This window comes from Pseudomonas sp. FG86, assembly GCF_057808775.1.
In genome coordinates this window covers 45,633-57,467 of record NZ_JBMDIS010000027.1, presented here as the reverse complement: position 1 = coordinate 57,467, position 11,835 = coordinate 45,633, and the positions used below count along the sequence as shown (strand labels likewise).

The following is an 11,835-nucleotide window of genomic DNA, read 5'->3' as shown; positions in this document are numbered from 1 at the left end:
GCAACGGTTTATTGTGTCGTGCAGATGCCTCTATAGTGAGGTTCATCCGGGAAGTAGGGAGACCGCGCATGCCGTTGCCGTCCATGAAAGAGCAATTCGCCGCCTTGATTGCCGCGCCGTCGGTCAGTTGTACCCAGGCGTCTCTCGACCAGAGCAATCGCCCGGTGATCGACCTGCTCGCCAGTTGGCTGGGCGACCTGGGATTCGCCATCGACATCCAGCCCGTCAGCCCCGGCAAGTTCAACCTGTTGGCCAGTTTCGGCAGCGGCCCGGGTGGCTTGGTGCTGGCAGGTCATAGTGACACCGTTCCTTATGACCCGGCGCTGTGGAAGACCGACCCCCTCAAGCTGACGGAAGTCGATGGCCGCTGGGTCGGATTGGGCAGTTGTGACATGAAGGGTTTCTTCGCGCTGGCCATCGAAGCGGTGTTGCCGCTGCTGGAGCAGCCGTTCAAGCAGCCGCTGCTGATCCTCGCCACCTGCGATGAAGAGAGCTCCATGTCTGGCGCCCGTGCCTTGGCGGCCGCCGGGCGCCCGCTGGGGCGTGCGGCGGTGATTGGCGAGCCGACCGGCCTCAAGCCGATCCGCCTGCACAAAGGCGTGATGATGGAGCGCATCGATATTCTCGGCCAAAGCGGCCATTCGTCAGACCCGAGCCTGGGCCACAGCGCCCTTGAGGCCATGCACGATGCCATCGGCGAATTGCGCGGCCTGCGCCTGGCCTGGCAGCGCGAGTACCGCAACCCGCAATTCAGTGTGCCGCAGCCGACCCTGAATTTCGGCTGCATCCATGGCGGCGACAATCCCAACCGCATCTGTGGCCAGTGTTCCCTGGAATTCGACCTGCGGCCCCTGCCGGGCATGGACCCCCAGGCGTTGCGCGCCGCCATCCGGCAGAGACTCGAACCGCTCGCCGAGCGCCATCAAGTCAAGATCGACTACGCGCCGTTGTTCCCCGAAGTGCCGCCGTTCGAACAGGCCGAAGACGCCGAGCTGGTGCGGGTGGCGGAACGATTGACCGGTCATCGTGCCGAAGCAGTAGCGTTTGGCACCGAAGCGCCTTATCTTCAGCGCCTTGGTTGTGAAACCCTGGTATTGGGCCCCGGCGATATCGCTTGTGCCCACCAGCCGGGCGAGTACCTCGAAATGTCACGCTTGACGCCTACAGTGCGTCTATTGCGTGAGCTGATCGAGCATTACTGCCTCAAACCTGCATAAATTAACCCCCGTCCATTCGTACATAAGGAGAGCGAGCGTGTCGCCAAGCCTGTTCCGACGATAACCATCAGCCCGCTGTGCGTTTTCACGACTCATCCTTTTTCGGCTGCTTTTTATTACAGGCCCAGGTTCCATGCCCGAATACGTCAATTGGCTTCGTCACGCTTCGCCCTACATCAACGCCCACCGCGACTGCACCTTTGTGGTCATGCTGCCCGGCGACGGTGTGGAACACCCGAATTTCGGCAATATCGTCCACGACCTGGTGCTGCTTCACAGCCTGGGCGTGCGCCTGGTGCTGGTGCACGGTTCGCGCCCGCAGATCGAAGCACGCCTTGAAGCACGCGGCCTGACCCCGGCTTACCACGATGGTTTGCGCATCACCGATGCCGCAACACTGGAATGCGTGATCGATGCGGTCGGCCACCTGCGTATCGCTATCGAGGCGCGGCTGTCCATGGACATGGCCTCGTCGCCGATGCAGGGTTCGCGCCTGCGGGTGGCCAGCGGCAACCTGGTCACCGCGCGGCCGATCGGCGTGCTCGAAGGCGTGGACTACCACCACACCGGCGAAGTGCGCCGGGTCGACCGCAAGGGCATCAATCGCCTGCTGGACGAGCGCTCCATCGTGCTGTTGTCGCCCCTGGGGTATTCGCCCACCGGCGAGATCTTCAACCTGGCCTGCGAAGACGTCGCCACCCGTGCCGCCATCGACCTGGGCGCCGACAAGCTGCTGCTGTTTGGCGCCGACCTGGGCCTGATCGATGAAAACGGTCGCCTGGTCCGTGAACTGCGCCCGCAACAAGTGCCGGCGCACCTGCAACGCCTGGGCAGCAGCAACTACCAGGCCGAATTGCTCGATGCAGCGGCCCAGGCCTGCCGTGGCGGGGTAGGGCGCAGCCATATCGTCAGCTACGCCGAAGACGGCGCATTGCTCACCGAACTGTTTACCCGGGACGGCGGCGGTACGCTGGTGGCCCAGGAGCAATTCGAACTGGTGCGCGAAGCGGCGATTGAAGACGTCGGCGGCTTGCTTGACTTGATCAGCCCACTGGAAGAGCAGGGCATCCTGGTGCGCCGCTCGCGGGAGGTGCTGGAGCGTGAGATCGAGCAATTCAGCGTGGTGGAGCGCGAAGGCATGATCATCGCCTGTGCGGCGCTGTATCAGATTGCGGAGTCGGACGCGGGGGAGCTGGCGTGCCTGGCGGTCAACCCGGAGTACCGCCATGGCGGCCGTGGTGATGAGCTGCTGGAGCGCATCGAGACGCGTGCCCGGGCGCAGGGCTTGAAGACGTTGTTCGTCCTCACCACGCGCACGGCCCATTGGTTCCGTGAGCGCGGTTTCGTACCGAGCAGTGTGGACCGCCTGCCGTCGGCACGGGCGTCACTGTACAACTATCAGCGTAACTCGAAGATTTTCGAAAAGGCCCTGTAGGCCCGACTCGATAGATGAATGAAATTGCAATGTGGGGCGGGCTTGCTCCCGATGCGGTGGATCAGTCAATGAGTGTCGATCTGAACTACCGAAATCGGGAGCAAGCCCCCTCCCACATTTGATCTGCCCAGGGGCTGATAAATACGTCGGTCACACTGCTTCGATCCCTTCCCCATACCTTCAAAACCCTTGCCTTGTCCCCTTTAAGCGGGGCGTCGGCTTGTCGCGCCTGTGCATTCTGGAATGTAAGGCCGGCCAACGGTTCGGGGATACCGGCGGTGTTTAAACCTGTCAGTTTAGCGATTTTCTGTGCCGGTTAAAATCCATCATCCGGCCGTCTTTCTGGGCCACCTGGTCGGCGGATTTCAGGTTCACGCCGTTGATTTGTCTGGTGCCCAGCCCCCAAAGGCGCCAGTGCAACAGGCAGGCCGTAATGAGACAAGGAGGGGGTAATGGTTTTTGTCGAGCCGGTCTTGGGGTGCGTCAATTTGGCTGCCGTGAACCCCTACTAAAGTTTCAGAATTCTTGATTTGAGCCGATACGATCAAGGCGGCAGTGGGTAGATTGCACTAGGCTGCCGTGGTCAGAACGCTCCATACGACGGCTTTAATCCCGGAAAAAATATTAGCGATACAAAAACTGTAACAAATTGACGGGAGGATGCGCGTTTGGCCATGATGGCGTCGCTTTTTTGATCGTGGGTGACGTATGCAACCCCGCGGCCACACTAAGCGATCTAAAAAAGGCTAACAAATACCCTTTAGGAATTAGCTCGTGGAGTAGTTGGTCTAGGCTGACTCGCTCACCCCATGCTAGGGCTTATTCCCAAATCGTATGAAAAAGAATGAAACAATTCTTTTTGGGTGTATGAAAAACTCATTACCCTGCAGGGACCAAATCAACTGCAGTTAGACGAAGGTAGTAGACACACAAGGTTACGATTGACTTGTCAGTCACTATCCGGTGCTAATCGCGCATCTGTGGATCGAGGGCGTCAGACCCGAGACCAAAGAAATACAAAAATTAGAAATGAGAGGAGCGGTACATGAAGAAGTCCACCTTGGCACTGTCTGTAGCTTTGGGCGTAATCGCTCAGCAAGCAGGCGCTGCCGGTTTCATCGAAGACAGCCACGCCACACTGAGTGCGCGTAACTTCTACATCAACACTGATAACCGTGATGGCCAGCCATCGGCGACCTCGAACACCCGCAGCAAGAACGCTGAATGGGGCCAAGGCTTCGACCTGCGTTTCATCTCGGGTTACACCCAGGGCACTGTCCAGTTCGGCGTTGATGCGATCGGCCTGTACGGCGTGCGTCTGGATTCGAGCCGTGCAGAACACGGTAACTACACCGGTACTGCTTCCGGCGGCACCGTGTTCCCAAGCGACGGCAACACCGCTGTCAATGATTTCGCCAGCCTGGGCGTGACCGGCAAGGTCAAGATCTCCCAAACCGAACTGAAGCTGGGCACCCTGCAGCCTAAGCTGCCAGTTATCGTGACCAACGATGGTCGTCTGCTGCCGCAAACCTTCCAAGGTGGCCAGATCACTACCAACGACATCAAGGATTTGACCTTGGTTGCTGGTCAGGTCGAAAAGGCCAAGGGTCGTAACTCCAGCAACAACGAAAACCTGTCGATTGGCGGTGCCAACGGCAGCTCCAACTACAACGCAGGCAAGTTCACCAACAAGTTCTACTACGCCGGTGGTGACTACAAACTCACCAAAGACCTGACCGCCCAGTACTACTACGGCAACCTGGAAGACTTCTACAAGCAGCACTTCCTGGGTCTGACCCACAACTGGGCAATCGGCCCGGGCGTTTTGAAATCTGACCTGCGTTATTTCAACAGCTCTGACGATGGTAAAAACGGCAATACCCCTGCTTACTACAGCAGCGGTAACTACAACGGCTTCAGCGGCGGCAAGGGTAAGGTTGACAACAACCTGTACAGCGGCCTGTTCCTGTACACCGTTGCCGGTCACACCTTCGGTGGCGGTTACCAGGTCAGCAACGGTAGCAGCGACTTCCCTTGGTTGAACCAAGGCGACGGTTCGTCGGCTTACCTGACCACTGACATGCAGATCCAGAAGTTTGCCCGTGCCGGCGAACGCACCTGGCAAGCTCGCTACGCTTATGACTTCGCTAAAGTCGGCGTACCTGGCCTGACTGCTGGTGTTGTTTACCTCAAGGGTAGCGACATCGACACTGTTGGCACCAACGCTGCTCGTACTGAAATCACCGGTCAATCCGAGTGGGAACGTGACATCACCGTTGCCTACGTGATTCCAGAAGGCCCGCTGAAAAACCTCGGCGTTGCCTGGAAAAACGCTATGTGGCGTACCGACCTGGCGAACACCCGTTCCCAGGACGAAAACCGCCTGATCGTCAGCTACTCGCTGCCACTGTTCTAGTAGCGTAACGCTGTTGTAAGACTGTAAACCTTGCCCGGCGCAACGCCGGGCAAGGTGTCTTGCTTTTCAAGTCGGGCTCAACCCCCGCAAGCCCTTCCTGAACCCCTCTTCGTACAGCGTCTCAAGGCCTTCTCAAACCTTGAAATGGATGTTGCTCCTTGCCCGTTCCGGCGTCCAATGAACAGATTTTTAATATTCCATTATCATCTAGATAAATCGATATTTATTCTTTTTAAATAATCCACAATGCATGCACAGTGGGCTCCATAGCACTCACCAGGAGCCACACCATGAGCCTAAGACTGGGCGACATCGCCCCCGACTTCGAACAGGATTCCAGCGCTGGCAAGATTCGTTTCCACGAATGGCTGGGCGACAGCTGGGGGGTGTTGTTTTCCCACCCGGCAGACTTCACCCCGGTGTGCACCACCGAGCTGGGCTTTACCGCCAAGCTCAAGGACGAATTCGCCAAGCGCGGTGTCAAGGCCATCGCCCTGTCGGTAGACCCGGTGGACTCGCACCACAAGTGGATCGAAGACATCAACGAAACCCAGCACACGATCGTCAACTTCCCGATCCTGGCCGATGCCGACCGCAAGGTCTCGGACCTCTACGACCTGATCCACCCGAACGCCAGTGACACCCTCACCGTACGTTCCTTGTTCGTGATCGACCCGAACAAGAAGATCCGCCTGACCATCACATACCCGGCCAGCACCGGTCGCAATTTCCACGAAATCCTGCGGGTGATCGACTCGTTGCAACTGACCGACAACTACAAAGTCGCGACGCCCGCCAACTGGCAGGACGGCGATGAAGTGGTGATCGTGCCGTCGCTCAAGGACGAGGAAGAGATCAAGAAGCGCTTTCCGAAGGGGTATCGAGCGGTGAAGCCATACCTGCGTCTCACCCCGCAACCCAACCGCTGACACAGGACCCATGTGGGAGGGGGCTTGCTCCCGATAGCGGTGCGTCAGGACTGAATGTGTCGACTGACACGCTGCTATCGGGAGCAAGCCCCCTCCCACAGGTTGAGCGCATTTCAAGTCACACATAGCAGGGGTTTTCAGGCCGTTTCGACGGCCTATTTTTTCGCCTGTGAATTTATCTATGCTTTATGCATTTAAAGAATAAACAAATGAAAAAATAAGATTTATAGATATATAAATCTGCTGATATGGTCTGTTCCATCTTGGCGCCATCGCCACACAGCGAGCCGCCGACACTTGCTTAAGGAATTTCCTAGATGCTGGTCGTAACACTTGGAGGCAGTCCCAGCCAGCGTTCGCGCTCCGGGGTGTTGCTGGATAAAACCCGTCAGTGGTTGCAACACAAAGGCGTGGAAGTCGTGAGTTACCAGATACGGGACTTCCCGGCCGAAGACTTGCTGCACGCCCGGTTCGACAGCCCCAAGGTCATCGACCTGCTGCAACAGGTGGCCAATGCAGACGGCCTGGTGATCGCCACGCCGGTGTACAAGGCCTCGTTCTCCGGCGCGCTGAAGACCGTGCTCGACCTGCTGCCGGAACGCGCCCTGGCCCACAAGATCGTGCTGCCCATGGCGACCGGCGGCAGCATCGCCCACATGTTGGCGGTGGACTACGCGCTCAAGCCGGTGTTGTCGGCATTGAAAGCCCAGGAGCTGCTCCACGGGATTTTCGCCGAAGACAGCCAGATCGCTTATGGCGAAGGCAGTGCCCAGGCGCAGTTGGTGCCGGTGCTCGAACACCGTTTGCACGAGGCCCTGGAGACGCTTTATGGCGCCATGGCCCGTCGCCCGAAACCGCTGGACCCGCATGTGTTGAATGAACGTTTGTTGAGTGCTCGCTGGAGCATTTAAGTAAGCCTCACCGCTATATAGAAGTACTCACCTTACTCAGCCGCCAACGGCCAAGCAGGTGCAGCCAACCCCTTCATCGCATTTTTGGAGAGAGCGCCATGCGCACTGTCATCTTGCGTCGTGGTCTGGTCGCGCTGTTTGCCGCGGCTGTGTCCTTCGGCGCCATCGTTCAAGCCCACGCCGCCGAAACCCTGCGGATCGGTTATCAGAAGTACGGCACCCTGGTGCTGCTCAAGGCCAAGGGCACCCTGGAAAAACGCCTGGCCGCCCAAGGCGTGCAGGTGCAATGGACTGAGTTCCCTGGCGGCCCGCAGTTGCTCGAAGGCTTGAACGTGGGCTCCATCGACTTCGGCGTCACCGGCGAGACCCCGCCGGTGTTTGCCCAGGCGGCCGGTGCCGACTTGCTCTACGTTGCCTACGAGCCGCCCGCGCCGACCAGCGAAGCGATCCTGGTACCGAAAGATTCGCCGATCAAATCCGTGGCCGAACTCAAGGGCAAGAAAGTTGTGCTCAATAAAGGCTCGAACGTGCACTACCTGCTGGTACGTGCCCTGGAAGACGCCGGCCTGAAATACACCGATGTACAAACCGTATTCCTGCCGCCCGCCGATGCCCGTGCCGCATTCGAGCGTGGCAGTGTCGACGCCTGGGTTATCTGGGACCCGTACCAGGCCGCCGCCGAGAAACAACTGCAAGCGCGCACCCTGCGTGATGGCACCGGCATCGCCGACAACCACCAGTTCTACCTGGCTACCAAACCCTATGCCGAAAAACACCCCGAAGTGATCAAGGCGCTGGTGGAAGAAGTGCGCGCGGTGGGCGAATGGTCCAAGGCCAACCCCCAGGAAGTCACCGAACAAGTCGCTCCGCTGCTGGGCCTGCCGGCTGACATCACCCTGACTTCGGTGAAGCGCCAAGGCTACGGCGCGCTGTTCCTGACCCCGGAAGTGGTGGCGGCCCAGCAGAAAATCGCTGACAGCTTCTACCAACTCAAATTGATCCCCAAACCCTTGAGCATCAAGGACGTGATCTGGACGCCACCTGCTGCCGTGGCCAAAGCGCCGTAATTCGACTTCTTCAGGAGACAACTCCATGAGCCTCAATATTTTCTGGTTCCTGCCTACTCACGGCGACGGCCATTACCTTGGCACCGCCGAAGGCGCTCGCGCCGTCGACCACGGTTATTTGCAACAAGTGGCCCAGGCCGCTGACCGCCTCGGTTTCGGCGGGGTATTGATCCCCACCGGCCGGTCCTGCGAAGACTCGTGGCTGGTGGCCGCCTCGCTGATTCCGGTGACCCAGCGTTTGAAATTCCTTGTGGCGCTGCGCCCCGGGATCATTTCCCCGACGGTGGCGGCGCGTCAGGCCGCGACCCTCGACCGCCTGTCCGGTGGCCGGGCGTTGTTCAACCTGGTGACCGGTGGCGATCCGGAAGAATTGGCTGGCGACGGTTTGTTCCTCAGTCACGAAGAGCGCTACCAGGCCTCGGTGGAATTCACGCGCATCTGGCGGCGCGTGCTGGAAGGCGAGACCGTGGATTACGACGGCCAGCACATCAGCGTCAAAGGCGCCAAGCTGCTTTACCCACCGATCCAGCAACCACGTCCGCCGCTGTACTTCGGCGGTTCCTCGGAAGCGGCCCAGGACCTGGCGGCTGAGCAAGTGGACATGGTGCTGACCTGGGGCGAGCCACCGGCTGCCGTTGCCGAAAAAATCGAACAGGTGCGGGCCAAGGCGGCGAAGCTGGGGCGCACCGTGCGTTTCGGCATTCGTCTGCATGTGATCGTGCGCGAAACCAACGCTGAAGCCTGGAAAGCCGCCGACAAACTGATCTCCCACCTGGACGACGACACCATCGCCCGTGCCCAGGCTTCCCTGGCGCGCTTCGATTCCGTCGGCCAGCAACGCATGGCGGCCTTGCATGGCGGCAGCCGCGACAACTTGGAAGTCAGTCCCAACCTGTGGGCGGGCGTTGGCCTGGTACGCGGCGGGGCAGGCACTGCGCTGGTGGGCGATGGTCCGACCGTGGCCGCCCGGGTCAAGGAGTACGCAGCGTTGGGCATCGACACCTTTATCTTCTCCGGCTATCCACACTTGGAAGAGTCGTATCGCGTGGCCGAACTGCTGTTCCCACACCTGGATATCGAACGTCCCGAGCTGCCGAAAAGCGCCGGTTACGTCAGCCCGTTCGGCGAGATGGTGGCCAACGATATCCTTCCCAAAGCTGCATCACAGAGCTGAGGCAGCGCCATGAACCTTGAAAAATTGAGCCATCGCGTGGCGCCGTGGGTGTTGCCGGTATTGTTGTTGGCGGTGTGGCAGCTGTCAGTGTCGGCGGGCTGGTTGTCGACGCGCATCCTGCCGGCGCCCAGCGCGGTGATTGAGGCTGGGGTCAACCTGGTGCGCAGCGGCGAAATCTGGACGCACCTGGCGATCAGTGGCTGGCGGGCCGGCCTGGGCTTTGTGATCGGTGGCGGCATCGGCCTGGCGCTTGGGTTTATCACCGGCCTGTCGACGTGGGGCGAACGCCTGCTGGACAGCTCGGTGCAGATGATCCGTAACGTGCCGCACCTGGCGCTGATTCCATTGGTGATCCTGTGGTTCGGCATCGACGAGACCGCGAAGATTTTCCTGGTGGCCCTCGGCACGCTGTTCCCGATTTATCTCAACACTTACCACGGTATTCGCAACGTCGACCCGGCGTTGGTGGAAATGTCGCGCAGCTATGGCTTGTCCGGTTTCAGCCTGTTCTGGCAAGTGATCCTGCCGGGTGCGCTGCCTTCGATCCTGGTGGGCGTGCGGTTTGCCCTGGGCTTTATGTGGCTGACGCTGATCGTGGCGGAAACGATCTCTGCCAGCTCCGGGATTGGCTACCTGGCGATGAACGCTCGCGAATTCCTGCAAACCGACGTGGTGGTGTTGGCCATCGTGATGTACGCCATCCTCGGCAAGCTGGCCGACCTGGCCGCGCGCGGCCTGGAACGTGTATGGCTGCGCTGGCACCCGGCGTATCAAGTCAATAAAGGAGGTGCGGCATGACTGCTCAACAACCTCCACGCCTGTTGAAAGGCATCCCGCTGGCGGTGCGTAAGTTGCGCAAGGCCTTTGGCGCGCGGGAAGTGCTGAAGGGCATCGACCTGCATATCCCCGCGGGCCAGTTCGTCGCCGTGGTCGGGCGCAGCGGTTGCGGTAAAAGTACCTTGCTGCGCCTGTTGGCTGGCCTGGACAAAGCCAGCGGCGGCGAGCTGCTGGCCGGTTCCGCGCCGCTGAGCGAGGCGATTGAAGACACGCGGTTGATGTTCCAGGAAGCGCGCCTGCTGCCGTGGAAAAAGATCATCGACAACGTCGGGCTGGGCCTCAAAGGCAACTGGCGCCCTAAAGCCTTGGAAGCCTTGGAAGCGGTCGGCCTGGCCGAGCGTGCCAATGAGTGGCCGGCGGCCTTGTCCGGTGGCCAGAAGCAGCGGGTGGCGTTGGCTCGCGCCTTGATCCACCAGCCGCGCCTGCTGCTGCTCGACGAACCGCTGGGTGCCCTGGACGCCCTGACCCGTATCGAGATGCAGCAACTGATCGAAAACCTCTGGCAAAAACACGGCTTCACGGTGTTGCTGGTGACCCATGACGTCAGTGAAGCCGTGGCCATTGCCGACCGGGTGATCCTGATCGAAGACGGCGAAATCGGCCTGGACCTGCTCGTCGATCTGCCGCGTCCACGCGCCCGTGGCTCACACCGCCTGGCCGCGCTGGAAGCGCAAGTGCTCAACCGTGTGCTGTCGTTGCCCGGCACCCCGCCGGAGCCCGAACCTGTTTCACCGTTGCCTACGCAATTGCGTTGGGCTCAATAACTCACTTGTCCCACGAAGGAAGAACACCATGACTATTAAAGCCATCAACGTGCGTAACCAGTTCAAAGGCACCATCAAGGAAATCGTGGTAGGCGATGTACTGTCGGAAATCGACGTGCAGACGGCATCCGGCATCGTCACTTCCGTGATCACCACCCGCTCGGTCAAAGAGCTGGAGCTGGTGATTGGCAGCGAAGTGATTGCCTTTGTTAAGTCCACCGAGGTGTCGATCGCCAAGTTGTGATTTGCGTCGCTCTTGAGGCCGTCATCGGGGGCAAGCCCCCTCCCACATTTTGAATGTGTTCACAGATCAACATGTGGGAGGGGGCTTGCCCCCGATGAGGCCATCCCAGTCAACACAAGGCTTATCGCTTGGGCAGATACGCCGGCAAATAAAGCCCGACATAGGCGTCGAACACTCGCATCCCTTCCTCCGCCATGCGCGGCGTGATCAACCCATGCTGATGCACCGAGCGCGCATACACCCGGTCACTCAGTTCCAGCGCCAGGGCAAACACGTCCACATCCTTAGGCAGGCTCGGCACCTCGAAGTGACGATTGAACACCTCCAGCATCAAGTCGCCCAGTTCCAGATCATGCTGGCGATCCGCCTGGGTCACTTCGGTCAGCCCATGCTGCGCCAGGATCAGTTGGCGGGCGGCGGCGTCTTGGTCGTAGATGGTGAGCATGCGTTGCTCGACGATGCAGGACAGGTCACGCCAGTGCTTGAGTGAACCATGCTCGATGGGCGCCTGGATTGCTGCCCGGAAGGCGGCGTGGACGTCCGCCGTCAGTGCCTCGAGCAGCGCTGGCACACTGGCAAAAAAGTGATACACCGATGACGGTGGAATCTGCGCACGCTCGGCCACGCTGTAGATCGACAAACTGGCCACGCCTTCGGCGGCCAGCAAGGTACGGGCGGCATCAAGGATCGCGTCGATCCGGGCCTGGCTGCGGGCGCGGGGTTTGCGAGGGGCGGCGGGGCGGGGTGGCATGGAAGTCTCCTACAAGGCAGCGGGCATTGTATGAGCAGGAACCGGTGTTGTCTGCCAAGGCGCCATCGGGAGCAAGCCCCCTCCCACAGT

Annotated in this window: 11 protein-coding genes; 10 read left to right on the top strand and 1 reads right to left on the bottom strand. The window is 60.1% G+C overall.

The window, feature by feature from the left end:
- The first annotated feature begins 68 nt into the window (after nucleotides 1-68).
- The 10 genes from argE to ACODSV_RS18465 all read left to right on the top strand — a co-directional run bounded on the left by argE (nucleotide 69) and on the right by ACODSV_RS18465 (nucleotide 10,994).
- The gene (gene argE, locus ACODSV_RS18510; RefSeq protein WP_024077986.1) at nucleotides 69-1,217 is read left to right on the top strand and encodes an acetylornithine deacetylase; all 1,149 of its coding nucleotides are present in this window, start codon (nucleotides 69-71) and stop codon (nucleotides 1,215-1,217) included.
- 133 nt (nucleotides 1,218-1,350) lie between these two features.
- Nucleotides 1,351-2,652, top strand: a complete 1,302-nt coding sequence (gene argA / locus ACODSV_RS18505; protein WP_024077985.1) for an amino-acid N-acetyltransferase — start codon at nucleotides 1,351-1,353, stop codon at nucleotides 2,650-2,652.
- A 1,045-nt stretch (nucleotides 2,653-3,697) separates the two neighbouring features.
- Nucleotides 3,698-5,068 (top strand): OprD family porin, encoded by a 1,371-nt coding sequence (locus tag ACODSV_RS18500; protein WP_069077239.1) that lies wholly within the window; start codon nucleotides 3,698-3,700, stop codon nucleotides 5,066-5,068.
- Nucleotides 5,069-5,358: 290 nt separating this feature from the next.
- The gene (locus ACODSV_RS18495) at nucleotides 5,359-5,997 is read left to right on the top strand and encodes a peroxiredoxin (protein ID WP_024077983.1); all 639 of its coding nucleotides are present in this window, start codon (nucleotides 5,359-5,361) and stop codon (nucleotides 5,995-5,997) included.
- A 317-nt stretch (nucleotides 5,998-6,314) separates the two neighbouring features.
- Nucleotides 6,315-6,908: an NADPH-dependent FMN reductase gene (ssuE, locus tag ACODSV_RS18490; protein ID WP_024077982.1), complete on the top strand. Its 594-nt coding sequence runs from the start codon at nucleotides 6,315-6,317 to the stop codon at nucleotides 6,906-6,908.
- A gap of 98 nt (nucleotides 6,909-7,006) precedes the next feature.
- Nucleotides 7,007-7,975: a sulfonate ABC transporter substrate-binding protein gene (locus tag ACODSV_RS18485; protein ID WP_024077981.1), complete on the top strand. Its 969-nt coding sequence runs from the start codon at nucleotides 7,007-7,009 to the stop codon at nucleotides 7,973-7,975.
- Between the two features lie 25 nt (nucleotides 7,976-8,000).
- Complete coding sequence (gene ssuD, locus ACODSV_RS18480; protein WP_024077980.1) at nucleotides 8,001-9,149, top strand: FMNH2-dependent alkanesulfonate monooxygenase; 1,149 nt, start codon at nucleotides 8,001-8,003, stop codon at nucleotides 9,147-9,149.
- Nucleotides 9,150-9,158: 9 nt separating this feature from the next.
- Nucleotides 9,159-9,947 carry an aliphatic sulfonate ABC transporter permease SsuC gene (ssuC, locus tag ACODSV_RS18475; protein ID WP_024077979.1) on the top strand — a complete coding sequence of 263 codons (789 nt, stop codon included), beginning with the start codon at nucleotides 9,159-9,161 and terminating at the stop codon, nucleotides 9,945-9,947.
- Entirely contained in the window at nucleotides 9,944-10,750 is an 807-nt protein-coding gene (gene ssuB, locus ACODSV_RS18470; protein WP_024077978.1) for an aliphatic sulfonates ABC transporter ATP-binding protein, read from the top strand. Before ssuC ends, ssuB begins: the two co-directional genes overlap by 4 nt.
- A gap of 28 nt (nucleotides 10,751-10,778) precedes the next feature.
- Entirely contained in the window at nucleotides 10,779-10,994 is a 216-nt protein-coding gene (locus tag ACODSV_RS18465; RefSeq protein WP_003176783.1) for a TOBE domain-containing protein, read from the top strand.
- 121 nt (nucleotides 10,995-11,115) lie between these two features.
- Here the strand turns inward: ACODSV_RS18465 and ACODSV_RS18460 are convergent, their stop codons facing one another.
- Nucleotides 11,116-11,745: a TetR/AcrR family transcriptional regulator gene (locus ACODSV_RS18460; protein ID WP_024077977.1), complete on the bottom strand. Its 630-nt coding sequence runs from the start codon at nucleotides 11,743-11,745 to the stop codon at nucleotides 11,116-11,118.
- Nucleotides 11,746-11,835 lie beyond the last annotated feature (90 nt).

Excerpts from the sequence above, each read along its gene's own strand:
- ssuE (WP_024077982.1), top strand. The coding sequence starts at position 6,315 with ATGCTGGTCGTAACACTTGGAGGCAGTCCCAGCCAGCGTTCGCGCTCC.
- ssuD (WP_024077980.1), top strand. The coding sequence starts at position 8,001 with ATGAGCCTCAATATTTTCTGGTTCCTGCCTACTCACGGCGACGGCCAT.
- ACODSV_RS18500 (WP_069077239.1), top strand. The coding sequence starts at position 3,698 with ATGAAGAAGTCCACCTTGGCACTGTCTGTAGCTTTGGGCGTAATCGCT.
- argE (WP_024077986.1), top strand. The coding sequence starts at position 69 with ATGCCGTTGCCGTCCATGAAAGAGCAATTCGCCGCCTTGATTGCCGCG.
- ACODSV_RS18460 (WP_024077977.1), bottom strand. The coding sequence starts at position 11,745 with ATGCCACCCCGCCCCGCCGCCCCTCGCAAACCCCGCGCCCGCAGCCAG.
- argA (WP_024077985.1), top strand. The coding sequence starts at position 1,351 with ATGCCCGAATACGTCAATTGGCTTCGTCACGCTTCGCCCTACATCAAC.
- ssuB (WP_024077978.1), top strand. The coding sequence starts at position 9,944 with ATGACTGCTCAACAACCTCCACGCCTGTTGAAAGGCATCCCGCTGGCG.
- ssuC (WP_024077979.1), top strand. The coding sequence starts at position 9,159 with ATGAACCTTGAAAAATTGAGCCATCGCGTGGCGCCGTGGGTGTTGCCG.
- ACODSV_RS18465 (WP_003176783.1), top strand. The coding sequence starts at position 10,779 with ATGACTATTAAAGCCATCAACGTGCGTAACCAGTTCAAAGGCACCATC.
- ACODSV_RS18495 (WP_024077983.1), top strand. The coding sequence starts at position 5,359 with ATGAGCCTAAGACTGGGCGACATCGCCCCCGACTTCGAACAGGATTCC.
- ACODSV_RS18485 (WP_024077981.1), top strand. The coding sequence starts at position 7,007 with ATGCGCACTGTCATCTTGCGTCGTGGTCTGGTCGCGCTGTTTGCCGCG.